Annotated in this window: 24 protein-coding genes; 7 read left to right on the top strand and 17 right to left on the bottom strand. The window is 62.6% G+C overall.

The window, feature by feature from the left end:
• Nucleotides 1-151 precede the first annotated feature (151 nt).
• On the top strand, nt 152-1,042 hold the full coding sequence (gene asd, locus GKC28_RS08245) for an archaetidylserine decarboxylase (RefSeq protein WP_174146447.1): 891 nt from the start codon (nt 152-154) through the stop codon (nt 1,040-1,042).
• On the opposite strand, the gene GKC28_RS08240 is transcribed toward asd, so the two are convergent.
• Complete coding sequence (locus GKC28_RS08240) at nt 1,039-1,461, bottom strand: PaaI family thioesterase (protein WP_065267351.1); 423 nt, start codon at nt 1,459-1,461, stop codon at nt 1,039-1,041. The genes asd and GKC28_RS08240 overlap by 4 nt on opposite strands.
• 58 nt (nt 1,462-1,519) lie before the next feature.
• Between GKC28_RS08240 and GKC28_RS08235 the strand changes: the two genes are divergently transcribed.
• The 4 genes from GKC28_RS08235 to gluQRS all read left to right on the top strand — a co-directional run bounded on the left by GKC28_RS08235 (nt 1,520) and on the right by gluQRS (nt 5,490).
• The gene (locus GKC28_RS08235; protein ID WP_174146420.1) at nt 1,520-2,305 is read left to right on the top strand and encodes an enoyl-CoA hydratase; all 786 of its coding nucleotides are present in this window, start codon (nt 1,520-1,522) and stop codon (nt 2,303-2,305) included.
• A gap of 324 nt (nt 2,306-2,629) precedes the next feature.
• Nucleotides 2,630-3,985 (top strand): methylenetetrahydrofolate--tRNA-(uracil(54)-C(5))-methyltransferase (FADH(2)-oxidizing) TrmFO, encoded by a 1,356-nt coding sequence (trmFO, locus tag GKC28_RS08230; protein ID WP_174146419.1) that lies wholly within the window; start codon nt 2,630-2,632, stop codon nt 3,983-3,985.
• Nucleotides 3,986-4,018: 33 nt separating this feature from the next.
• Complete coding sequence (locus GKC28_RS08225; RefSeq protein ID WP_174146418.1) at nt 4,019-4,633, top strand: class I SAM-dependent methyltransferase; 615 nt, start codon at nt 4,019-4,021, stop codon at nt 4,631-4,633.
• A complete protein-coding gene (gluQRS, locus tag GKC28_RS08220) occupies nt 4,630-5,490 on the top strand; it encodes a tRNA glutamyl-Q(34) synthetase GluQRS (RefSeq protein WP_174146417.1) in 861 nt (286 codons plus the stop codon). Before GKC28_RS08225 ends, gluQRS begins: the two co-directional genes overlap by 4 nt.
• Nucleotides 5,491-5,536: 46 nt before the next feature.
• Here the strand turns inward: gluQRS and hisI are convergent, their stop codons facing one another.
• Nucleotides 5,537-5,896, bottom strand: coding sequence for a phosphoribosyl-AMP cyclohydrolase (gene hisI, locus GKC28_RS08215; protein WP_174146416.1), 360 nt, complete (start codon nt 5,894-5,896; stop codon nt 5,537-5,539).
• 77 nt (nt 5,897-5,973) lie between these two features.
• On the opposite strand from hisI, the gene GKC28_RS08210 reads away from it, so the two are divergent.
• Complete coding sequence (locus GKC28_RS08210) at nt 5,974-6,426, top strand: iron-sulfur cluster assembly scaffold protein (protein WP_174146446.1); 453 nt, start codon at nt 5,974-5,976, stop codon at nt 6,424-6,426.
• 294 nt (nt 6,427-6,720) lie between these two features.
• On the opposite strand, the gene GKC28_RS26705 is transcribed toward GKC28_RS08210, so the two are convergent.
• From GKC28_RS26705 to GKC28_RS08190, 5 genes are all read right to left on the bottom strand, one after another.
• Nucleotides 6,721-6,843, bottom strand: a complete 123-nt coding sequence (locus GKC28_RS26705) for a hypothetical protein (protein WP_019296173.1) — start codon at nt 6,841-6,843, stop codon at nt 6,721-6,723.
• A gap of 148 nt (nt 6,844-6,991) precedes the next feature.
• On the bottom strand, nt 6,992-9,082 hold the full coding sequence (gene recG, locus GKC28_RS08205) for an ATP-dependent DNA helicase RecG (protein WP_174146415.1): 2,091 nt from the start codon (nt 9,080-9,082) through the stop codon (nt 6,992-6,994).
• On the bottom strand, nt 9,079-11,322 hold the full coding sequence (gene ligA / locus GKC28_RS08200; RefSeq protein ID WP_174146414.1) for an NAD-dependent DNA ligase LigA: 2,244 nt from the start codon (nt 11,320-11,322) through the stop codon (nt 9,079-9,081). The genes recG and ligA overlap by 4 nt, the downstream gene beginning before the upstream one ends.
• Before the next feature lie 175 nt (nt 11,323-11,497).
• Nucleotides 11,498-12,217, bottom strand: a complete 720-nt coding sequence (gene ctrA / locus GKC28_RS08195; protein WP_174146413.1) for a response regulator transcription factor CtrA — start codon at nt 12,215-12,217, stop codon at nt 11,498-11,500.
• 117 nt (nt 12,218-12,334) lie between these two features.
• Complete coding sequence (locus tag GKC28_RS08190; protein ID WP_174146412.1) at nt 12,335-12,622, bottom strand: DUF1153 domain-containing protein; 288 nt, start codon at nt 12,620-12,622, stop codon at nt 12,335-12,337.
• 147 nt (nt 12,623-12,769) lie between these two features.
• Between GKC28_RS08190 and mnmA the strand changes: the two genes are divergently transcribed.
• A complete protein-coding gene (gene mnmA, locus GKC28_RS08185; protein WP_174146411.1) occupies nt 12,770-13,915 on the top strand; it encodes a tRNA 2-thiouridine(34) synthase MnmA in 1,146 nt (381 codons plus the stop codon).
• A 66-nt stretch (nt 13,916-13,981) separates the two neighbouring features.
• On the opposite strand, the gene GKC28_RS08180 is transcribed toward mnmA, so the two are convergent.
• From GKC28_RS08180 to dxr, 10 genes are all read right to left on the bottom strand, one after another.
• Complete coding sequence (locus GKC28_RS08180) at nt 13,982-14,569, bottom strand: hypothetical protein (RefSeq protein ID WP_174146410.1); 588 nt, start codon at nt 14,567-14,569, stop codon at nt 13,982-13,984.
• Nucleotides 14,570-15,730 carry a lipid-A-disaccharide synthase gene (gene lpxB, locus GKC28_RS08175; RefSeq protein ID WP_174146409.1) on the bottom strand — a complete coding sequence of 387 codons (1,161 nt, stop codon included), beginning with the start codon at nt 15,728-15,730 and terminating at the stop codon, nt 14,570-14,572.
• Nucleotides 15,727-16,515, bottom strand: a complete 789-nt coding sequence (locus GKC28_RS08170) for an LpxI family protein (protein ID WP_174146408.1) — start codon at nt 16,513-16,515, stop codon at nt 15,727-15,729. Before GKC28_RS08170 ends, lpxB begins: the two co-directional genes overlap by 4 nt.
• 4 nt (nt 16,516-16,519) lie before the next feature.
• Nucleotides 16,520-17,305 carry an acyl-ACP--UDP-N-acetylglucosamine O-acyltransferase gene (lpxA, locus tag GKC28_RS08165; protein ID WP_174146407.1) on the bottom strand — a complete coding sequence of 262 codons (786 nt, stop codon included), beginning with the start codon at nt 17,303-17,305 and terminating at the stop codon, nt 16,520-16,522.
• 1 nt (nt 17,306) lies between these two features.
• Nucleotides 17,307-17,777, bottom strand: a complete 471-nt coding sequence (gene fabZ / locus GKC28_RS08160; RefSeq protein WP_065266844.1) for a 3-hydroxyacyl-ACP dehydratase FabZ — start codon at nt 17,775-17,777, stop codon at nt 17,307-17,309.
• A 75-nt stretch (nt 17,778-17,852) separates the two neighbouring features.
• Nucleotides 17,853-18,413: an OmpH family outer membrane protein gene (locus GKC28_RS08155; RefSeq protein WP_174146445.1), complete on the bottom strand. Its 561-nt coding sequence runs from the start codon at nt 18,411-18,413 to the stop codon at nt 17,853-17,855.
• A 49-nt stretch (nt 18,414-18,462) separates the two neighbouring features.
• Nucleotides 18,463-20,853 (bottom strand): outer membrane protein assembly factor BamA, encoded by a 2,391-nt coding sequence (gene bamA / locus GKC28_RS08150; protein ID WP_174146406.1) that lies wholly within the window; start codon nt 20,851-20,853, stop codon nt 18,463-18,465.
• Nucleotides 20,854-20,980: 127 nt separating this feature from the next.
• Nucleotides 20,981-21,106, bottom strand: coding sequence for a hypothetical protein (locus GKC28_RS26700; protein ID WP_271905460.1), 126 nt, complete (start codon nt 21,104-21,106; stop codon nt 20,981-20,983).
• Between the two features lie 143 nt (nt 21,107-21,249).
• Nucleotides 21,250-22,599 carry an RIP metalloprotease RseP gene (gene rseP / locus GKC28_RS08145; protein WP_174146405.1) on the bottom strand — a complete coding sequence of 450 codons (1,350 nt, stop codon included), beginning with the start codon at nt 22,597-22,599 and terminating at the stop codon, nt 21,250-21,252.
• Between the two features lie 4 nt (nt 22,600-22,603).
• Nucleotides 22,604-23,776 (bottom strand): 1-deoxy-D-xylulose-5-phosphate reductoisomerase, encoded by a 1,173-nt coding sequence (gene dxr, locus GKC28_RS08140; protein WP_174146404.1) that lies wholly within the window; start codon nt 23,774-23,776, stop codon nt 22,604-22,606.
• Nucleotide 23,777: the final 1 nt, after the last annotated feature.

Raw genomic sequence — 23,777 nt, 5'->3', positions numbered from 1 at the left:
ACCTGACGGCCGGGGCATGCCCCGGCCTTTTTTGTTTCGCCGCCGCCTGCAGGATCTGAAGCCGCGCAACCGCGGTGCTGGAAATCCGCTCTTGGCCCGCGCCCTGCTTCTTGCTAGGCGCAGCGGGACGAAACCTGATTTGGCAGATTTGATGCAGCGCGACCCCATTCTTGTTGTTGACCGCGAGACCGGTGAGACCTTTGAAGAGGCGGTGCTGGGCGAGAAATGGATCCGCTGGGCCTATCAGAACGCCAGCGCGCGGCCCATCGAGAAGCTGCTGTTCCACTCCTCCCTGATCAGCCGCCTGATGGGCGCCTGGTTCGACTCGCGGTTTTCCCGGGGCAAGATCCGCGCAGTGATCGACGAGCTTTCGATCGACATGGATGAGGCCACCGCGCCTGCCGAAAGCTACGGCTGTTTCAACGACTTCTTCGTGCGCCACCTGAAACCGGAGGCTCGCCCCTTCAGCGCGGCCCCGAAAGACATTGTATCGCCCGCCGATGGCCGGGTTCTGGTGTTCCCGGAACTGGCGGAGGACGTGTTTGTGCCGGTCAAGGGCTATCCGATGTCGGTCCGCACCATGCTGCCCGGCATTGCCGAGCGGTTCATCGGCGGCGCGCTGGCGATCGTGCGGCTGTGCCCGGCGGACTACCACCGCTACCACTTCCCTGCCGCGGGCCGCATCACCGCAGCACAGGACATTCCCGGCGCGCTGCATTCGGTCAACCCGATAGCGCTTGGCGCGGGGCCGGATGTGTTCGGCGAGAACAAGCGGACCTGGACCCTGATCGAAACCGAGAACCTGGGCAGCTACTGCTTCGTCGAGGTCGGCGCCTTCGGGGTCGGCTCTATCATCAATACCCGCACCTCGGGCGCGGTGCAGAAGATGGACGAAAAGGGCTACTTCAAGTTCGGCGGCTCCACCGTGGTAGTGGTGTTCGAGCCGGGCAAGGTGCGGTTCGCCGATGATCTGGCGGCAAACAGCGCCAAGGGCCGCGAAACACTGGTCAAGGTCGGCCAGCCTTTCGCCACTGCGCTTTAACGCTTGGGCGGGATCGAATAGGTCATCGAGGCGCGGGCCACCGGCTCTGCCATGCCTTCGGAATAGATCAGCACATCCGCCACCGCCAGAACCCGGCCCAGCTTCAGCAGCCGCGCCTCGCCGATCAGGTCTGCCCCAGCCGCAGGCTTGCGCATGAAATCGAGCGAGCAGTTTGTGGTCACGGCCAGCGCCTCCTGCCCCAGATGCGCCAGTATCAGCGCGTAGACCGCGCAATCGGCCAGCGCGAACATTGACGGGCCGGACACCGTGCCGCCGGGGCGCAGGTGCCGCTCCGCCGTCAACAGCCGCATCCTGAGATGGTTTTCCTCCATCGCGTCGATGGCAAAGTCATCCCGCACCTGCGGAAAAATCTCATGCAGGTACTCCGTCAGACCTGCGACATCAAATGCCAGCGCCATGCTTTCCCTTTCCGTTTGCCCCGCCTAGAGTTGCCCCCGGATTTGCACGGAGGGCAAGATGGCAATTCTGGAACGTCACGACACGGGCGCAATTGCCCGGCTCACCATGAACACGCCGGAAAAGCTGAACGCGCTGTCGGACGAGATGCTGGCAGCACTTCAGGAGCAGATCGATGCCTTGCGCGAGGACAGCCGCATCAAGGCAGTGATTCTGTCCGGCACCGGCAAAGGATTCTGCGCCGGCCATGACATCAAGCAGATGACCGCGGGCCGCGCGTCAGAGGACGGCGGCAAGGCGTATTTCCAGGACCTGTTTGCACGCTGCACTAGCGTGATGACGGGGCTGCAGTCCCTGCCGCAGCCAGTGATCGCCCAGGTCCACGGCATAGCCACCGCGGCGGGCTGCCAGCTGGTTGCCTCCTGCGATCTGGCGGTGGCGGCTGAAGGCACCAGATTCGGTGTCAACGGCGTCAACATCGGCCTGTTCTGCTCCACCCCGATGGTGGCCCTGTCGCGCAATTTCCCGCGCAAGCAGGCGTTTGAGCTGCTGACCACCGGCGAATTCATCGACGCTGCCCGCGCCGTCGAACTGGGCCTGGCCAACCGCGCTGTGCCGCTGGAGGAGCTGGAGACGGAAACCACCAGGCTGGCCGAAACCATTGCCGCCAAGCTCAGCGCGGCGGTGAAGATTGGCAAGCAGGCGTTTTACGAGCAGCTGCAAATGCCGCTGGACCAGGCCTATGCCTATACCAGCGGGGTGATCGTCGAGAACCTGATGTACCGCGACACCATCGAAGGCATGGCCGCATTTATCGAGAAACGCCCGCCCGACTGGCAGGAGTGAAATTTTCCGAAAATTTACGGAAAGCTTTAGTCTTTGTTTACCATTGGGAACGTAATGTTTCCGTAATAGGCCAAATGACCGCCTTTCAATTCGGGCGGAAAGATGGCAAAGATTGGGCACGGCCGCTGAGCAATCACCGGCCCGCACAATTTGGGCTGCTGCTGCGGAAGGGTCCCTCCAACCGGTTCTCTCACCCCGGTGATCCATACCCGCAGCGGCGGCCCCAAATTTCCCCAACCGGCACAGACAGACCGCACCAGGCCATCCGCCTGCGCAACACCCAAGCCTGTTGCACGCGCCCGCCCCCTGCCCTATGTGGCGGGCATGACAGATCATTCGGCACAAACACTGCATATCGTGGGCGGCGGCATGGCCGGCTCGGAAGCGGCCTGGCAGGCGGCAAACATGGGCGTTCAGGTGGTGATCCACGAGATGCGCCCCAAGGTGGAAACCTTTGCCCACCAGACCGGCAACCTGGGCGAGATGGTGTGTTCGAACTCCTTCCGCTCGGATGATGACGAGCAGAACGCCGTGGGCCTGCTGCACTGGGAAATGCGCGCCGCAAACGGTTTGATCATGACCACTGCGGATGAACACCGCCTGCCCGCCGGCGGCGCCCTGGCCGTGGACCGCGAACCCTTTGCCGAAACGGTGACCGCCAAGCTGAAGGCGCACCCGAATGTCTCGGTGTCTTATGAAGAAATCACCGAACTGCCCGCGGACGGCCACTGGATCTTTGCCACCGGCCCGCTGACCTCGCCTGAGCTGGGCAAGGCGATCCAGGCGGAAACCGGCGCCGAGGCGCTGGCCTTCTTTGATGCCATCGCGCCGATTGTCTACGCCGAGTCGATCGACATGTCGCAGGCCTGGATGCAGTCGCGCTATGACAAGGGCGAAACAGAGGAGGAGCGCACCGCCTACCTCAACTGTCCGATGGACAAGGACCAGTACGAGGCCTTCATCGACGCACTGCTGGCCGCCGACAAGACCGAGTTCCACGAGGGCGAAACCGCTGGTTATTTCGACGGCTGCCTGCCGATCGAGGTGATGGCCGAACGCGGCCGCGAAACCCTGCGCCACGGGCCGATGAAGCCGGTAGGGCTGACCAACCCGCACCAGCCGGAGGTCAAAGCCCATGCGGTGGTGCAGCTGCGCCGCGATAACGCGCTGGGGACGCTGTTCAACATCGTCGGTTTCCAGACCAAGATGAAATACGGCGCCCAGACGGAAGTCTTCAAGATGATCCCCGGGCTGGAGAACGCCAGCTTTGCCCGGCTCGGCGGCATCCACCGCAACACCTTCATCAACTCGCCTACCCTGCTGGATGCGCAGATGCGGTTGAAGTCGAAACCCAACATCCGCTTTGCCGGCCAGATCACCGGGGTTGAGGGCTATGTGGAAAGCGCCGCAATGGGCCTGCTGGCGGGCCGCCTGGCCGCGGTGGAGATCCTGGGACGGGATTTGCCGGAAGTGCCGCAGGACAGCGCCATGGGCGCGCTGATCCACCACATCACCGGCGGCGCCGAGGCCAAGACGTTCCAGCCGATGAACGTGAATTTCGGGCTGTTCCGCCCGGTGGACGGCCTCAAGGGCGGCCGCCGCGGCCGCAAGGACCGCTACAAGGCCTACACCGACCGCGCCAAACAGGTCTGGCAGGAGTGGCTTGGCAACTTTTCCTAGACGGAGTACGGCCATAGCGCCTAAGCTTATGGCATGAGCGAAAAGTTTCTGGACAAGTCCTACGACCTTGAAACACCGGAAGCGACCCTGGAGCACTACAACCAATGGGCCGCTTCCTACGACGCCGAGATTGCCGAAAACGGTTACGCGACACCGGGGCGGATTGCCCGGGCTTTGGCAAAATACCAAAAGGACATGACCGAGCCTGTGCTGGATTTCGGCTGCGGAACAGGTTTGGCCGGGCTGGCGCTGCGGCTGCAGGGTTTCGTAACCGTGGACGGCATGGAGCCGTCGGAGGAAATGCTTGCCCAGGCCCGCAACAAGGACGCCTACCGCACGCTGACCCGGATCGATCCCGCGGAGAAACAGCCGATCCCGCGCGGGGCCTACCGCCTGATCACAGGCTGCGGTGTTCTGGGCACAGGCGCAGCGCCGCCCGCGGTATTCGACACGATCATGCATGCCCTGCCGCGCGGCGGATTGTTCACCTTTTCCTATAATGATCACGCGCTGGCAGACCGTGCCTATACCGGCAAGCTCAATGAATGGCTGGACTGTTCGGCCGCCCGGCTGCTATTCCGGGAGCACGGGGATCACCTCCCCGGCATCAACCTGAAGTCCACTGTTTACGTAATTGAGAAAGCGTGACATTCACCACACGTTTCGCACCGTCGCCAACCGGCCCGCTGCACTTGGGGCACGCCTATTCGGCCATGCTGGCCCATGACATGGCTATGGCGGAAGGCGGCACCTTCCTGCTGCGCATCGAAGACATCGACCAGTCCCGCGCACGCACCGGGTGGGAAATGCAGATCTATGAGGATTTGCAATGGCTCGGCCTCAGCTGGCCCAAACCGGTGATGCGCCAGTCTGACCGGCTGCCCCGCTACCGGGCAGCGCTGGACCAGCTGACCGCCATGGGTCTCACCTACCCCTGCCGCTGCAACCGTGCAGATATCGAGGCTGCTGCCGGCGCCCCTCAGGAAGGCGTTCCGCAATTCGGCCCTGACGGGCGCATCTATCCCGGCACTTGCCGCAGCCGCTTGCCATCCGAGGCCACGGGCCAGGACGTGATCCGGCTGAACATGGAGAAAGCCGTCCGCGCCGCGGATCTGCGCAGTTTCACGGAGACGGGAGCGGATTTTCAGGGCACGCATGCCCTGGACACAGATGCGCTGGTCTCAAGTGTTGGCGATATCATCCTGGTGCGCCGCAACATGGGCAGCTCCTACCACCTTTCAGTTGTGGTGGACGATGCGGACCAGGGCATCACCCACGCCGTGCGCGGTGCGGACCTGTTCGACGCGACCCAGATCCACGTCCTGCTGCAAAGCCTGCTGGACCTGCCCACACCCATCTACCACCACCACCATCTGATCCGCGACGAGAACGGCAAGCGCCTCGCCAAACGCGATGACGCCAGCGCCATCGCGAAATACCGCGCCGAGGGGGCCACCCCGCAGGACATTCGTGAAATGGTGCGCCTGCCGTTTCTTTCCGGCTAAGAAAAACACTTACGCCCAACGCACGCCCCGTTTCCAAAGGTGCCGGTCACTCCATCGGCTTCATCAGTTCTACTTCTTCCCCCTCCCGCACAGCGGTATAGAAACAAGTCCGACGGTTCGTGTGGCAAGCCGCCCCGGTCTGGCGCACCAGGGCCAGCAGGCAGTCACGGTCGCAGTCAATGCGCAGATCGACCAGTTCCTGTACATGGCCGGAAGTCTCGCCCTTGATCCAGAACGACTGCCGCGAGCGCGACCAGTAGGTGACCCGGCCGGTCTCCAGCGTGCGCGCCACCGCATCGGCATTCATCCAGGCCATCATCAAAACCTCACCGGAGGCTTCGTCCTGCGCGATGCAGGGGATCAGCCCGGCGTCATTATAGGTCAGGCTAGCGGGATCAAAGGACATGGGTAAAAACCTTTTGCATCTGCTGTTCGGCTCCCTATGTATGGGGAACCTGCAAAATGGGAAAGACCGGGAAAGCGATGTCTGGCGATAGTGATCTGATCAAGCTGTATTCCTCGCGCATTCTGGCGCTGGCAGCCGACATTCCGCACCTGGACCGGCTGCAGGCGCCGGACGCCACGGTGAAGAAACGCTCACCCCTGTGCGGTTCTGCCGTGACCGTCGACATCAAGGTTGAGAACGGCCGGATCACGGACTTCGGCCAGGATGTGAAGGCCTGCGCACTGGGTCAGGCCTCTGCTGCTGTGACCGGTGCCAATGTGATCGGCTGTTCGCTGGACGAAGTTGAAGCCGCCCGCGATCAACTGAAGGCCATGCTGACCCAGGACGGCCCAGTGCCGGATGCGCCGTTTGACGAGCTGGAAGTGCTGCAGCCGGCAAAGGAATTCAAGAACCGCCATGCCTCGATCATGCTGGCACTGGAGGCGACGCTGGAGGCCATGCAGACCGCCGCCAAGGAGCAGTGCGCCTAAGAGGCCCGCTCGTATTACCGCTGCACAATTTGCAATGCGCGCCGCTCCGATTCTAGGCGGAAGCTTTCGCCTATCTTCCTAAGACGTGAAAAAACCGCCGCACATCCGGGCAGATGGCGGCGGCAGTGATGCTCTGCGGTGCGGGACCCGGGCAGGCCAGGCAGGATCTTGAGGCAATTCAGCCGGAGATCGGGCCAGAGGGGATCGGAACAGGCGGATGATCCCCGGAAACAGTCCGGGACAGGAAAGGGCCGGCCCGGCACAGCAGAGGCATTCAGGAAAACGGTACAGGCGTCAGAACAGCCCCGGCAGGTGCAGCGCCGCCACCAGCATCACCATCAGCGAGGCCGCGCCGATGGCGTCCTGCAGCAGGGTTGAATGGGCGTTTTGAATGGTGGTCTTAATCTGTGCAATCATGGCTCGGGCCTCCTCCAGTCTGTGTCGCTGCTCTCTGGCAACCTTGTTGCCTCTTTGTTCTCATTTATAGGAGTGCCTGTAAAGAACTTTTTAAGAACATTTGCGAACACAGGAGAACACCCAAGCGGAACACCCGCCAAGTGGCAGCTTAACCCACTGAAATCAAACGGATCGCCTGATCCTGTTTCATCAGCCACAGGAGAACGCGCGCCGCCTTGCCGCGGTCGCCTTCCAGCTTCGGATCAGCAGCCAGCAGCGCCCGCGCATCGCTTTGCGCCACCGCCATCAGCCCGGCCTGGCGCTCCAGGTCGGCAATCCGGAATCGCGGCAGGCCGGATTGCGCGGTGCCGATCATATCGCCCGCGCCGCGCATCTGCAGGTCGGTCTCCGAGATCCGGAACCCGTCCTCTGTCTCCCGCAGCACCTCCAGCCTTTTGCGGCCGCCTTCGGTCAGCGGCGGCTGGTACATCAAGAGGCAGGTCGAATCGGCACTGCCGCGCCCCACCCGTCCGCGCAGCTGATGCAGCTGCGCCAGGCCGAAGATTTCCGCCCGTTCGATCACCATGATCGAGGCATTGGGCACGTTCACCCCGACCTCGATCACCGTGGTGGCGACCAAGACCTTGGTTTCCCCTGCCACAAATGCAGCCATCGCTGCATCCTTTTCCGCGGGCGGCATCTGGCCGTGCACCAGACCGACTGTGCCTTCGCCCAGCACTGCGCGCAGATGCTTGAAGCGCTCCTCCGCCGCGGTCAGATCGCTCAGCTCGGACTCATCCACCAGCGGGCAAACCCAATAGCACTGCCGCCCCTCAGCTATCGCTTTGCGCAGGTGGTCGACCACCTCCTGCATCCGTTCGGTGCTGACGACCGCGGTCCTGACCGGTTTGCGCCCAGGCGGTTTCTCATCCAGCACCGAGACATCCATGTCGCCGTATTGCGCCAGCGCCAGAGACCGCGGGATCGGTGTCGCAGTCATCACCAGCACATCCGCGCCCTTGCCCTTTTCCGCCAGCTCCATCCGCTGGCGCACCCCGAACCGGTGTTGTTCATCAACAATGGCAAGGCGCAGGTCGCGGAACGCCACATCCTGCTGGAACACTGCGTGGGTACCGACCAGGATTTGGATATCGCCGCGCTGCAGCGCCGCCAGCTTGGCCTTGCGTTCAGCGCCCTTGTCGCGGCCTGTCAGGATCTCGATCACCACCCCGGCATCTTCGGCAAGCGGCGCCAGGCCTTCCATATGCTGCTGCGCCAGAATGCCGGTCGGGGCCATCATCACCCCCTGCCCGCCAGCTTCAACAGCCACCAGCAAGGCCATGAAAGCAACCAGCGTTTTCCCGGCGCCGACATCACCCTGCAAGAGCCGGTTCATGCGCTTGGCCGAGGCCATGTCGGCCGAGATCTCCTCGATGGCCCGCGCCTGGGCGTTGGTGGGCTTGTAGGGCAGCGCCTTGAGAACCCGCGACTGGAGACGGCCCGTCGCATGGCTTTCGATCCCGCGGGCCTTGCGTTCCCTTAGCCGCGCCAGCGCCAGGGTCAGCTGATGCGAAAACAGCTCGTCATAGGCCAGCCGCGCCCGGGCGGGAGACAGCGGGCTCAGGTCATCCAGGCATTGCGGCGCATGGGCGGACTGCAATGCTTCGTGCCAGGCAGGCCAGTTTTCCTTCAGCATCTGCGCCGGGTCGATCCACTCTGCCAATTCCGGCATCCGCGACAGCGCGCTTTGCGCCGCCTTGTACATCGTCTTCTGCGTGACCCCGTGGGTCAGGCTGTAGACCGGCTCATACTCCGGGATCTCATGCGCCTCTTCCACCGGCAGCATGTGATCGGGATGCACCATCTGCGCCAGTCCGTCAAACAGCTCCAGCTTGCCCGAGACCACCCGGCGTGACCCCTCGGGCAGCTGCGCCTCCAGATAGCGGCTGCGACCGTGGAAGAAGACCAGCTGAAATTCGGTCTCCGCATCCTCCAAGTGAATGCGGTAGGCGCCGCCGCGGTTGCGCGCCGGGCGGTGGCGGCCAATGGTCACCTCCACGGTCACAGTGGCGGGCAGCTCCACCCCGCGGATGGTATTGCGCCGCCGCCGGTCCACCACAGAATAAGGCAGCGAAAACAGCAGGTCGCGCGGTGTTTCTATATCGATCTGGCTGAGGTTCTGCGCGGTCTTGGGGCCGACACCCTGAAGGGTCTCAGCGCCGGCGAACAGCGGAAACAGGATCTCAGGACGCCCGCTCATGCCTCTGCGGTAAGCTCCAGCCAGCCGTCTTCGTCCAAAATCCGGATGCCCAGCTCTGCAGCCTTTTTTGCCTTGGAGCCTGCACCTGGCCCCGCCACCAGAATGTCGGTTTTCTTGGAAACCGAACCGGAGACCTTGGCCCCCAGAGCCTCCGCCCGCGCCTTGGCTTCGGCCCGGGTCATCTTCTCCAGCGAGCCAGTGAAGACCACAGTCTTGCCGGCCACCGGGCTGTCGGCGGCGGGGGCATCGGGTGGCACAATGGTCAGCTTGGCAACCAACCGGTCAAACGCCGCGCGCTCCTCCGGGTTGGCAAATGCATCGGACAAAGAAAGGCCCAGGACCGCACCGATGCCATCCACACCGATGAGATCTGACCAAGCGGCAGAAGCTTCCACCGGGACATCGCAAGCCGCCACGGCTGCCGCTCGGGTTTCGGAAATCTTCGCGCGCCGGCCCTCGTCAGCTGCCGCTTGGCGCTCCGCCTCCTCGGCTTCATCCGCAGCCCGGTGCGCTAAGGCGGCCGGGCGGGCTGCGTCGATCGCATCCGCCATCGCCTGCCAGTCCCGGTAGTGCAGTGCCAGATCGCGGCCCGCTACCTCGCCCGCGTGGCGGATACCCAGGGCAAAAATCAGCTTGGCCAGAGGGATGGTGCGCTTTTCCTCGATCGCTGCAAACAGGTTCTCCGCAGACTTTTCGCCCCAGCCTTCCCGGTTCTTCAGCTGCTGAAGGCCGGAGCCGTAATTCGCTTGCAGATCAAAGATATCCGCAGGCTCCTTGATCCATCCATCGCCGTGGAACTGCTCCACCTGCTTGGCCCCCAGCCCCTCGATGTCAAAGGCCGCGCGGGAAACGAAATGCTTCAGCTTCTCCACCGCTTGGGCCGGGCAGATTATGCCGCCAGAGCAGCGGCGCACGGCATCGCCTTCCTCCCGCTCCGCCGGGCTGCCGCATTCCGGGCAGATGTGCGGGAACTGATACGGCTCTGCCTCTTCCGGGCGCTTGGACAGGTCCACATCAGCCACCTTGGGGATCACATCGCCCGCGCGGTAGATCTGCACCCAATCACCGATGCGGATATCCTTGCCGCCGCGGATTTCCTCACCTTTGGAATCGCGGCCCTGGATGTAGTCCTCATTGTGCAGAGTCGCATTCGACACGACCACCCCGCCAACAGTCACCGGGGTAAGCCGCGCCACCGGGCTGAGCGCGCCGGTGCGGCCGACCTGGATGTCGATCGCCTCCAGACGGGTCCAGGCGAGCTCGGCCGGGAACTTATGCGCAATTGCCCAGCGAGGAGTCGTAGAACGGAAGCCCAGCCGCGCCTGCAGCGCCAGATCATTAACCTTGTAGACCACACCGTCGATGTCGTAGCCCAGCATCGCGCGCTGCGCCTCGATGCTGCGGTAGTGCGCGATCATTTCTTCAGTCGAGGCACACAGCCGGGTCAACGGGTTGGTCTGGAAACCCAAGGAACTCAGTCGGGCAATTGCGTCCATCTGTGTCTCAGCCAGCGGTGCGCTCAGCTCCCCCCAGCTGTAAGCAAAGAAGCGCAGCGGGCGGGCACGTGTAATTTCCGCATCCAGCTGCCGCAAAGAACCCGCGGCCGCATTGCGGGGGTTGGCAAAGGTCTTGCCGCCGCGTTCCTCGTGCCGGGCATTCAGCGCCTCGAAATCCGCATGGCTCATGTAGACTTCACCGCGCACCTCCAGAACCTCCGGCGCGCCTTCCAGTTGCTGCGGGATGTCGGCGATGGTGCGGGCGTTGGCGGTCACGTTTTCCCCGACGCTGCCATCGCCGCGCGTCGCCGCCTGAATCAATGTGCCGTTTTCATAGCGCAGGGACAGCGACAGCCCGTCGATCTTGGGTTCCGCGGTCAAGCACAGCGCCTCCGTTGGACCAAGCCCCAGGTATTTGCGGATGCTGCGGTCGAAATCCGCAACGTCTTCATCCTCGAACGCATTGCCCAGCGAGAGCATCCGCATGGAATGGGTGATTTTGCCAAAACCGGTGGCCGCAGGCGCGCCGACTGTGTCCAGCTGTCTGGCGGCTTTGGCCAGGTCAGGAAAGGCGTCCGCAAGAGCCCGGTACCGGCGCTTCAGAGAATCATATTCTGCGTCGCTGATTTCCGGCGAATCTTCCTGATGATAGGCCAGATCGGCCGCTCGCAGCTGTTCTTCCAGCTTCAGAAACTCCGCCTTTGCGTCCTCTGCCGTCAGGCTGGCCACGTCTTTTTCTGTCATCCCTGCCTCGCGCGGTCCCTCTTCGTTCTTCCCTCCGGTGATAAGGTGCCGCGCGCGCGGCGTCCAGCGCATCTGTCTGCCGCGCGCAGCTGAGCCTCAAAAGAAAAGACCCGCCAAACGGCAGGCCCTTGCAACCGGCGGCGCATGTTCATGCGCCGCCCGGGTGTTCATCCTTTCAAGCGCCGACAGCCAACCGCTGGCCGCCTGACAGATGATCCTCCTGCGGGTCGCGCAGCACATAGCCGCGGCCCCAGACGGTTTCGATATAGTTCTCGCCGTCGGTCGCGTTGCTGAGTTTCTTGCGCAACTTACAGATGAAAACGTCGATGATCTTCAGTTCCGGCTCATCCATGCCGCCATAGAGATGGTTCAGGAACATCTCCTTGGTCAGCGTGGTGCCCTTGCGAAGGGACAGCAGCTCCAGCATCTGGTACTCCTTGCCTGTCAGATGCACCGCCTTGCCGCCGGCCTCCACCGTCTTGGCGTCCAGGTTGACCGCAATCTTGCCGGTCTTGATGATCGACTGCGAGTGCCCCTTGGAGCGGCGGATGATCGCATGGATCCGCGCAACCAGTTCCTCGCGGTGGAAAGGCTTGGTCAGATAGTCGTCCGCACCAAAGCCGAACCCCTTGATCTTGTTGTCGGTATCGTCGGCACCGGACAGGATCAGAATGGGGGTTTCAATGCGGGACATGCGCAGCTGGCGCAGCACCTCATGGCCGTTCATGTCCGGCAGACCCAGATCCAGCAGGATCAGGTCATAGTCGTAAAGTTTGGCCAGATCGATCCCTTCTTCCCCCAGATCCGTTGTATAAACGTTCAGGTTGGCATGGGTCAGCATCAGCTCGATGCTTTTCGCCGTGGTCGGATCATCCTCAACCAGCAGAATGCGCATATTATTTTCTCCGCCTGTACACTGTTTCCCTCAGGTCTCGTTAACCTTGGTGGAAAAAAGTTAATGCCTCGTTACCATGATGGTTAATTTGCATTTTCAACTCAAGGGCGGCCTGCTCTATTTTGCGTCCTTATCACGAAATTTCTTGAGCCGTGTGGTTTTCAGGGCCTCTTCGCCGTGGTCGGCCACCGCCGCGACCCAGCTGCGGAACTCCTCCTCGCTGAGGCCATAGCGGCGCATCGCCTCCTTCTGCGGCAGCAGCCCGTAGAGCACGCCGCGCACCACAGCCGCCTTGCGCGAAGCAACCCAGCGCTTGGTGGTTTCCGGCGGCAAATCCGCCCGCGTCATGATGGTCCCGTCCGGCAGGGTGACTGCCCGCGGTCCGTCGACTTTCTTCAAAAACATTTTTCTTCCCTCTGAAGATCTTGTTCGTTGGGTCTGGCAACAGGATTTACGAACAGGCTTAACACCGCATGAACCACGCCCCTTGAGAGTTCTTAGGATTTTCATATATTCTGCGGCGCCTGCCCCCTTGCCTTTAGGAGCTGCCCCATGGCGCTGGACCAAGATCTGGAACTGAACTCGCTCGGCTTTGCCAAACCGCCCTCGGAGACCCGGGTGGTTGTGGCCATGTCCGGTGGCGTCGACAGCTCTGTTGTTGCTGCATATTTGGCCGATCAGGGCTATGACGTGGTCGGCGTCACGCTGCAGCTTTACGATCACGGCGCGGCGCTAGCCAAAAAAGGCGCCTGCTGTGCGGGTATCGATATCCACGATGCGCGCCGCGTCGCGGAGGAGCGCGGCTTTCCGCATTACGTGCTGGATTATGAGAACATTTTTAAGGATGCGGTGATTGACGAGTTCGCCGAAAGCTACCTGGCAGGCGCAACACCAGTGCCCTGCATCCGGTGCAACGAGCGGGTGAAGTTCAAGGATCTCTTGGAAACCGCCAAGGACCTGGAGGCCGACTGCATGGCGACCGGCCACTACATCCAGCGCAAGATGGGCGAGCACGGGCCGGAACTGCACTCCGCCGAGGACGCCAACCGCGATCAGAGCTATTTCCTGTTCTCCACCACGCCGGAGCAGCTCGATTACCTGCGATTCCCGCTGGGCCACTTGCCCTCCAAGGACGCCACCCGCGAGATGGCAGCGCAATACGGCCTAGCGGTGGCAGACAAGCCCGACAGCCAGGACATCTGCTTTGTGCCGGACGGCAACTATGCCAGCGTGATCGAAAAACTGCGCCCCGGCGCCGCCGAGCCGGGCGAGATCGTGCATGCCGATGGCCGGGTTCTGGGCAGCCACGAGGGCGTCATCCATTACACCATCGGCCAGCGCCGCGGCCTTGGCATCGGCGGCCTGTCCGAGCCGCTTTATGTGGTAAAACTGGACGTGGACAAGAAACAGGTTGTCGTCGGCCCCAAGGAGCTGCTGGCCACCCGCACCATTCCGGTGCGCGAGATTAACTGGCTGGGAGATGAGCCATTTACCAGCCAGAAAGAATGGCATCTGAAGGTCAAGGTCCGCTCCACCCGTCCGCCGCGCGAGGCGATCATCCGGCCGCTGACGGACACCACCGCCGAGGTGGAATTGCTGACGCCGGAGGAAGGCGTCTCTCCCGGCCAGGCCTGCGTTTTCTATGCCAGCGAAGGCAGCCGCATCTTTGGCGGCGGCTGGATCTGGCGCGGCTACTGATCCTCCGCTCCTTGAAACAGCGGGGCTGCAGCACCGATGGCCGGCGCGCAGCTGTTTGCGCCGCTCTTACTGGAGGTCGGTGCCGCTGTTCACCAGCACGTAGATCCCAGCCGCAATCATCACGAAGGGGCCGATCCGCTCGAGCCGGGCGCTCCATATACCCGCTGGTCCCGCGGCTTCTGCGGCCTTGACGGCCAAGGCGGCGAGGCCAGCCACCGCCGCTGCCGCTCCGCCTAGCGCCCACAGCCGGTAGCCCGTCTGGCTGTCTGCCAGCAGCGGAGCCATAACGGCAAAACTGTCAAAGGACAGAGCCAGGAACAAAGCCGCAAGGCCCAGCACACCGGCATTCGATGACATCCTCGGATTGGCATTGCCCGGCTTTCTCACCAGCATCCGCACGGCACCGCGCAGGCCAAGCGCCAACGGCACAACCCCAAGATAGCCTGACATGCCGCCAGGCATTGCCTGGTCCGCCCCAAGCGCCGCGGCCATGGCAGCACCAAGCATGATGAACTGCGACAGCAAATAGCCTGCAACCGCCCGGCCTTTTCCGGCCGTCAGGAGGAGGGCCAGCAGGATCGCGAAATTGTCGAGGCTGGTGGCAATCTGAGCCGCGCCGGCGGAAACTGCAAAAGCCAGTTCGTCGAGGAGCATCTATTTCAGCCTGCCCAGGACCGCACGGGCGGCCCTAAGTCCGGGCGCTTCGCCACCCTGACCCAGGCGCTGCATGGTCAGTTCCATTGCCTCGAGCTGAGCACTTGGATTCGCAGCCAGCGCCTCCAGGCGGGCGGCAATTTTTTCCGGCGTGCAGTCCGGCCCCAGGCACTCCGGCACCACGCGGGTTTCACTAACCAGATTGACCAGCGTCACCGTGTCGATCAGCGCCATGCGCTTCATGATCTGCCAGGTGAGCCACTGGAATTTGTAGGCAATCACCATCGGCGTGCGAGCTGCGGCCAGTTCCAAAGACACGGTTCCAGAGGCGGCCAGCGCCAGGCTGGCGGAGGCAAAGGCTGCGCGTTTGAAGGCTTTGGCACGGTCTGGCGTGTAACGGTTCGGATCTACCATGACGGTGTCTTTCGGCCAATCCTGCAGCGCCTCTTGCACCAAACCAGCGACGGGCGCGGCGGCGGGAACCGCAATCCGGTAGTCCGGATGCCGCGCACTGAACCGCACCAGCGCTTTGCCGAATTCCGGCGCCAGACGCGACACTTCAGACCGGCGCGATCCGGGCAACGCCAGCACAAATGGCGCGGCGCCCAGGCCGAATTCAACGCGGAAGGCTTCGATCTCCGCTTCCGTCGCCTGCGGCTCCGCCACCACCGGGTGGCCGACGAAGTCGCAGTCCATACCTGCGGCCTCCATATAGGGCGGCTCAAACGGCAGCAGCGCCAGAACGTGGTCGATGACCTCCGCCATCTTGCCCGCCCGTTTGGGCCGCCAGGCCCAGACTGAGGGCGCCACATAATGCACAGTGCGGATGTTGCAGCGTTCCTTGACCAGCCGCGCTACGCGAAGGGAGAAATCCGGGCTGTCGATGGTGATCAAAACATCCGGCTTAGTCTCAAGGACGGCCTCTGCCGTTTCCCGGATCCGGCGCTTCAGATGCCGGTACTTGGGCAGTACCTCGGTCAATCCCATCACCGACAGTTCATCCATCGGAAAGCGCGAGACCAGCCCCTGCTCTGCCATCAGCGCGCCGCCGATACCGTCAAAGCTGACGCCAGGAGCCCGTTGCTTAAGCCCTGCCATCAGCGCCCCGCCCAGCCGGTCGCCCGAAGGCTCCCCCGCCAGGATGAACACCCGCAGGCTCATGCCGCGCGCAGCCAGAGGAACAGGCCGAGCCGGTCGCAGGCCGCAATCACCGCGTCCTGATCCAGAACGATGACGCCGCCCGCCTCCAGCACGATGCCGGAGAGGCCAGCCTGTGCTGCGGCTTCAACCGTTTCCACGCCAATAGCGGGAAGATCGGCCCGGCGGTCCTGCCCGGGTTTCGGAGCCTTGAACAGGAGGCCGCCATGCCCGTCCGGGCGCTGCTGCAGAGCATTCAGCATCCAGTCGGTGCCAAACAGGTTCTCGACCGCAATCGCCTGCTGCTTGCGCACGGCACAGGACTGGCCGATGTCAGCCTCAGACATTGCAGCAACGATCTCCGCGCCGCGCTCTGCGTCAGCCTTGTCCAGCTCTCCAGGCTGCACCTTGGTTGGCACCCCGGCGGCCATCAGCAGATCCGGGGCTACCTCATGTGCAGCACGCACAGCAAAGCCTGCCTGTTCGAAGATCCCGATAATCGCGCGCAAGGCGCCATCGTCACCGGCCGCCAGCGCCGCTTGCAGGACTGGAACCAGAGGCATCGTGGCTGCATCAATAGCCGAGGGATCAATATGCGGACGGCGCACGGCGCCGGCGAGGCAGATTTCAGTGACCTCTGCCGCCTTCAGTCGCTCCAGAAAACTGCCAAGCTGTTCAAAGCGGAAGGTGATCTCGGGATCGACCATATCCGGCTCCGCCCCTGCCATTGCGCAAATCAGCGGGCGGCCCGGCGCATGCGCGGCCACCTCAGCCGGCAGCATGCCGGTGCCTGCAATCACAGCCAGCATCGCTTCAGCCTCCCGGCGTCAGGAAAGAGCGGTCGCTTTCGCCGGTGATAAAGGCGACAATTTCCTGCACGTATTGGCTCTCGGTCTCATCACCCAGCCGTTTGGCGCGCTCCTGGAAGGTGCCTTCGCCCTGGGCCAGCATCTGGAACGCCGCCCGCAGAGCGGTGATGTCGCTGCGGGCGACGCCGCGGCGCTTGAGGCCCACCAGGTTCAAGCCATCCAGTTCGCCGCGCTGCGCCTGCACCAGACCGTAAGGAATAACGTCGTTGGTCACCATGGTGACCGCGCCGATGATGGCGCCCTTGCCGATCCGCACCCACTGGTGAATGCCCGAAAGCCCACCGATGATCACGTCGTCCTCCAGCACGCAGTGCCCAGCCACCGCGGCCGAGTTCACCACGATCACCCGGTCGCCGATCTGGGCGTCATGGGCAATGTGGCAGCCCGCCATGAAGAGGCCGTCATCGCCAATTTTGGTCACGCCGCCGCCGCCCTCGGTGCCGGCATTCACCGTCACATGCTCGCGGATGCGGTTTCGCTTGCCGATCACGGTCTTGCACTTTTCGCCTTTGAACTTCAGGTCCTGCGGGATCTCGCCGAGAACGGCAAACGGGAAGACCACTGTCTCGTCACCGATTTCGGTATCGCCGGTGACAACAACATGGGACTTCAGAACAACCCGGTCCCCAAGAACAGTCTCAGGGCCAACCACGCAGAAAGGACCGATTTCGCAGTCTTTCCCTAGCTTGGCACCCTCTTCAATCACGGCACTGGGGTGGATCTTGCTCATCTCAGCTTCCCTCGGCCTGACGGTCGACCATTGCGGTGAACTCAGCCTCTGCAGCGACTTCGCCCTCGACCGTTGCCCGGCCCAGGAACTTGAAGATTTTGCCGCCCGGCTTACCGCGGAGCGTCTCTACATGCATCTCCAGCACGTCGCCCGGCACCACCTTGCGGCGGAATTTGCACTTGTCGATGTTCATGAAGTAGATCAGCAGGTCGGTATCGACCATATCCATGCCGACACCCAGCATGACACCCGCGGTCTGCGCCATCGCCTCGACGATGGTGACGCCCGGCATGATCGGCGTGCCGGGGAAATGTCCCTGGAAATGCGGCTCGTTCATAGTGACATTCTTGATGCCGCGCGCCGATTTATAGCTGTCGATGTCGACCACCTTGTCCACCAGCAGGAACGGATAGCGATGCGGCAGGATCCGCTGGATCAGTTGAATGTCAGCGCTTTGCAGCTCGGTGGTCATGCTTGGTTTCCAATCTACGTCAAGAATACTGCGCTGTCCCTACCAAGCGGACAGCCTTTGGGCAAGTTCGCGCGCTCAGCGCTCACCATCCTCGTCTGTGGTGCCATCCCCCAGGACCGCGTCAATCCGGGCGATTGCCAGGGACGTTATGTCGGCCGCATCAGCGCTCAGAAACACCGAAGAATGATCGAGGATCGCCCCTGCCCCGGCCTCTTGCATAATCTGCTGCAGCACCGGCAGCGAGGCCTTGATAAACTCCCGCCGGGCCTCTTCCCCCATCTGAGAGATTTCACGCAGTTTCTGGTCCTGGCGGCGGCGGGTTTCCTGCACTTTCTCGTCAAACGCGTCAGCCAGGGCGCGGAAGGCGTCCGGCTCCATCCCGCTGCGCCGTTCGGTCAGTTCCAGTTCCTCGCTGCGCAGTTCCGCTTCGATACGCCGGTTCTCTGCGGTCAGCACCGCACCTTCAGCCTCGATCTCGCGCTCCACCCGCTTGCCAAAGGCGCTTTCAGAGAACAGGCGGTCCGGCTGGATCGTGAGGATGCCGCTTTGCGGCAGCCCCAGCTGGAACTCAGCTCCTCCGTTCGCATTGGCTTCCTGGGCGTGGCCGAATGGCGCCGAAAACCAGCTCAGCGCCAAGGCAAGGCCAAATGCTGCCCAGTTTCCGGGCGCAAACCGCGGCACCAGATCAGAACCTCGCCTGCAAGGTCAGGTCAAAGGTCTGTTCCTCGTCAAAGTCCTCTTTCTGAAGTGCCTTGGAGAAATTGAACCGCAGCGGGCCGAAGCCAGTGGTCCAAAGCAGAGAGACGCCAACCACATGGCGGAAGGACCTGTTGCGGCCAACAATCGTCGCGCCGGCGGTGTCAGCATCCTGGAGCCCCCAAAGGCCGCCAACATCGTAGAACAAGCCGCCGCGCATGCCCAGTTCTTCAGGCAGGCCAAGCGGGAACTCCGCATCGAAACGCGCGACAGCATAGTAGTTGCCGCCAAGGAAGTCGTTGTAATTGCCACCGCTTGGGTTGCCAGGGCTTTGGTCCCGCGGACCAATGCCCCCGGGTTCAAAGCCGCGCATGACAGAAGGCGTCAGAACGAAACGGTCGATCGAGCGGCTGCTGCCGTTGCCCTCCCACTGAAAAGCTCCGGCCTCAAGGGTCGCGCGGATCGTCACTTCCTCGTTGAAGATCTGCTTTTGGGCAACCAGCTTGGTTGTTGCCTTGATGTATTCGGAATCACCGCCGATGCCGGCATAGTCCGCACCGATTTCCACCAGGAATCCCGCAGTCGGGTCGAGCCCGGTCAAACGGCTGTCGTACCGGTAGGTAAAACCGATTGCACTGGCATTGCGTTCGCCTTGTGCGATCTCGTTCCGCACCACCGGACCTGGCAAGTTCCGGTTGGTGTCGTCGTCATCGAACAGCATCTCGTCCGCATCCCAGGTGTAGCGGACCTGCAGGGAAGTATCCTCACCGGTATCAAACGTCAGAGCCGGACGGAAGAAAACCCGCTTGGTTTTATACTCAGAGAAGCTGGAGTCCGTTTCATTCAAACCCAGATCCAAGTCGAAACGCAGTTTCCGGCCCAGCAAATAAGGCTCGGTGAAACCCAGAACGTAGGAATCGGATTCGGTTGCGGTTGCGATGTTGAAAGACAACCGCTGCCCGCGGCCCAGGAAGTTGTTTTCCGTCAGACCGATGCTGAGGCCGAAACCGTCGGTGACCGAGTATGCACCGCCCAGGTTCAGCGAGCCGGTTGGCTGCTCTTCAACGTCCACATCAACGATCACCTGATCCGCAGAGCTGCCCTCACGGGTTTCGACGTCCGCGTTTGCAAAAAAGCCCAGAGCACGGATCCGCTCCGCACTGTTGCGGATTGAGCGCGGATTGAAGGGGTCGCCTTCGACAGAGGCAAACTGCTGGCGGACAACCCGGTCCAGCGTTGTGGTGTTACCTTCGATGTCGATCCGTTCGACAAAGACGCGCGGGCCGCGCGTCAGCACGAATTCGATATCCAGGGTCAGGTCACGGTCGTTGCGGATGACCCGCGGTTCGACACGCAGGAAGTCGATCTCATTGCGGACTGCCAGACCTTCCATCCGGTCGATTGCGTTTTCAACCAGTGTCGGCGTGTAGGTGACACCCGGCTTTATCTTCAGCGTCGACGCGAACTCGTCCGCATCCGCCTCAGCCATTTCACTGGTCACAGTGATGTTGCCGAATTTGAACTGCTGCCCCTCTGTCACATCGACAACCAGAAACACAGCGTCGCGTTCCTCGGTCACTTCGGCATTGGTGCTGTTGACCCGGAAGTCAACGTACCCGCGCGACAGGTAGAAATCCCGCAGCACCTGCTTGTCGAACTCCAGCCGGTCCTCGATCAGCGTGTCCGAGCGGATGAACCCGCGCAGCAGGCCGGCCTGCTTGGTTTCCAGAACCCGGCGCAGGCGGCGGTCGGAATAGACACGGTTGCCAGTGAAGGAGACGCGCTCCACTTCGATGGTATCGCCTTCGGAGATCTCGAAGACCAGGTCAACACGGTTGTTGCTGCGGCGGATGATCCGCGGGGTCACGCGTGAGGCCAGGCGCCCCTGCACACTGTAGGCTTCGGCGATAGCCGCAGCGTCCCGCTCTGCCTGGCTGGGGTTGAATACCCGCCGCGGTGCGGATTCGATCATCTGGGTGAGCGCGTCGTCCTTAAGGCGCTTGTTGCCCTCGAAACTGATCTGATTGATGGTCGGGAATTCAGTGACCTTGATCACCAGCGTGCTGCCGCGCGGCACGATTTCCACTGTTTCAAATACGCCACTGTCAAGAATGCGCTGGTAGGCATCGTTCAGCTCGCCCGCGCTGACTGTCTGACCGCGCTCAATGCCGGTATAAGCCACAACCGTGGACGTTTGAATGCGCTGGTTGCCTTCGACCTGCACCGAATTGAAACGGTAGCTTTGCGCCTCGGCCGGAAGCGGTGCCAGCGCGTAACCCAGCGCAACCGCCAGAGAAATAGCAGAAACTTTCCGGTACAAGATATTGACGCCCGACTTGCGCTCGCCACAGGACTTGCCTGCGTTTTTCCCCCAAACCATTTTTCAGAACCCGATTATTATAGCAGCTTTGCGACGTGCGTACCGGGTTTGAAAGCGCTTGTCAAAACCAACTAGGGCGCTTCATGGGGGCAAGGCGCGCAGCGGGCTGCCGCGCCGGTTGCGGGAATCACAAAGAGGCCAGCCAGGCGCCTGCGGCAAGCGCACCAAAGATCGCGAAACCGGTCAGAGCCCGGTCCCAATTCAGCCGGACCAGAAGGCCAAGGCCGTGATATGATTGCGAGAGTACGTGCATCACTATCCCCAGTTCTTCACCCTACCGCCGGCAAGCAGCAGAAGGTTCTGCCAGCGGGTTGAAGAAAAGTTAATGCGGGAATGTGGCAGCACTTGGGCGGCACTGTGGCCGCCCTTGGCCGGGGTCTTCACATCGGCGCCCGTTCAGCAGAACAGGTCGTTACCCAGAGCAAACAGCATTAGCGACAAAACAACCGCAATGCCAAAGGTCATCAGAACCCTCACCGCCCGGTCGCTGGGCGGACGGCCGGCCACGGCCTCATAAGCGTAGAACATCAGATGCCCGCCATCCAGTGCAGGCACAGGGAACAGGTTCAGCAGCCCGACAGCCGTCGACAGCACCGCGATAAAGCGGATAAAGCTTTCGGCCCCCTGGCTGGCCATCGCGCCGGAGGTTTCGGCGATGCCGATCGGCCCGGACAGGTTACAGGTGCTGATCGCGCCGGTGATCATGTGTTTCAGGCCTGACAGTGAGGTCTCGACCACAGCCCAGACCTGATAAGTGCCCGCCGCCAGGGCTTCGCCGAAGCCCGCGGATTCGGTTGCGGGGGAAAACGCCAGACCGCCGACAATGCCGATCCGCCAGCGGGTGGCAAAACCGCCATCCGGCTGCGGTTCATCCGTGCGCCGCGGTGCCAGCGCCATCTCGACAGTTTCGCCGCCGCGCCACACATCCAGCACCAGCACTCTGCCATCCGCCGCCTCGACCAGTTCCTTCAACTGGCCGAAGGACACCAAGGGTGCGCCATCGACCGAGACGATCACATCGCCAGGCTGCAGACCCGCATCAGCGGCAGCACTGCGCGGCACCACGCCCCGCACGAATGGCGGATACAGGTACGGCCCGCTGACCGTCAGCTCCTCGCCATTCCGGCGCACGGTATACTCCAGAGACTGCTTTTGCGGCAGTGCCTCCCGGAACGCGTCCCAGGCGTCAGAATCCAGGTAGTCGGGAACTGCCAGACCTCCCGCTGCAATCAGCTCATCGCCCTGCTGCAGCCCGTATTCAGCTCCGGGCAGCTTCTCAAGAGAGCCAATCGTCAAGGGATCCCGCATGGTTCCCTGCGAGAAGGCAATTGCCGTGAAAATCAGCGCGGACATCACGAAGTTGAACACCGGGCCTGCCGCAACTGTTGCCCCCCGCGCCCACAGCGGCGCCCCATGCATTGTACGACGCAATGCCGCCGGGTCAGCCGCAGCCGCCTCCATCGCCTGCGCATCCTTGCCCGAGGCCGCATCGGCATCGCCGAGGAACTTCACAAAGCCGCCGAACGGCAGCGCAGCCACCTGCCAGCGGGTGCCGTGCCTGTCCACCCGGCTCCACAGCACAGGGCCGAACCCCAGCGAAAACACCTCTGCATGGATGCCCGACCAGCGGCCGACGATGTAGTGGCCGTATTCGTGTACCGCCACGATCACCGACAAGGCGATGACAAAGCTGGCGATAGTATACAGAAAACCGCCAAACTGCGGGACAAAAGAAAGTACGTCCAAAGATCTACCCTATGCGTTCTTCGGCGGCACGCGCCGCCTGTTTCCTGGCGACATGGTCAACCCGGGTCACGTTATCAAGTGTCATTGCGGCATCTATGAGGCCGCCCTCGGTCTCAATCCGTTCCAGCACCGCAGCCGTCACCGCTGCCATATCAGTGAAACGGATGCGCCCGGCAATGAATTCATCCAATGCCCGCTCCTTGGCTGCGTTGAAGGCCGCGCCCATGAGGCCGCCCCGCTCCATCACCTCATAAGCCTGCCGCAACGCCGGATAGCGCGCCGGATCGGGTACGCGGAAATTCAGCTGGCCGATGCGGGCAAGGTCCAGCCGTTCAACCGGCAGATCCTGGCGGGCCGGCCAGTGCAAGGCATAGCCGATGGCGTGGCGCATGTCGGCAGCGCCCAAATGCGCCATCAGCGCACCGTCGTTGAAGCCGACCAGCGCATGGACCAGGGATTCGGGATGCACCAGCACTTCGATCTGATCGGGCCGGACACCAAAGTATTCCCGGGTTTCAATGATTTCCAGCGCCTTGTTGAACATCGACGCGCTGTCGATGGTGATCCGCTGCCCCATGTTCCAATTGGGATGTGAAGACGCTTGCGCCAGGCTAGCCTTGGGCAGATCCTCCAGCGGCCAGTCGCGGAAGGCGCCGCCAGACGCGGTGATGACGATCCTCTCCACCGCTTCGATATCCTCGCCCACCAGGCCCTGAAACACCGCCGAATGCTCACTGTCCACCGGCAGCAGCCGGGCGCCGTGCTTTTCTGCGGTTTCCAGCAGCAGCTTTCCCGCGCAGACGAGCGATTCCTTGTTGGCAAGGGCCAGCGTGGAGCCGTGTTTCAGCGCCTCCAGCCCCGGTGCCAGCCCTGCAGCCCCCACAATCGCGGACATGACCCAATCCGCAGGCCGCGCAGCCGCCTCAACTAGCGCTGCTTCCCCTGCTGCCGCTTCCACGCCGGTACCCGCCAGCGCGGCCCGCAAGTCTGGCAGCCTATCGTCGAATGCTGTCACAGCCACATCTGCGTGCAAGGCAACGGCGTCTTCCGCCAGCCGCGCGATATTGGCACCGCCGGTCAGAGCCACGACATCATAGGCCTCGGGCGCGCGGCGGATCAGGTCGATTGTGTTCTGGCCAATCGACCCGGTGGCGCCGAAGATCGAGATTTTCCGCATG

Origin of the sequence: Leisingera sp. ANG59, from assembly GCF_013317235.1 — a bacterium.
Lineage (GTDB): Bacteria > Pseudomonadota > Alphaproteobacteria > Rhodobacterales > Rhodobacteraceae > Leisingera.
Note: the sequence above shows the minus strand (reverse complement) of the source record. Positions and strands in the feature narration are given on the sequence as shown.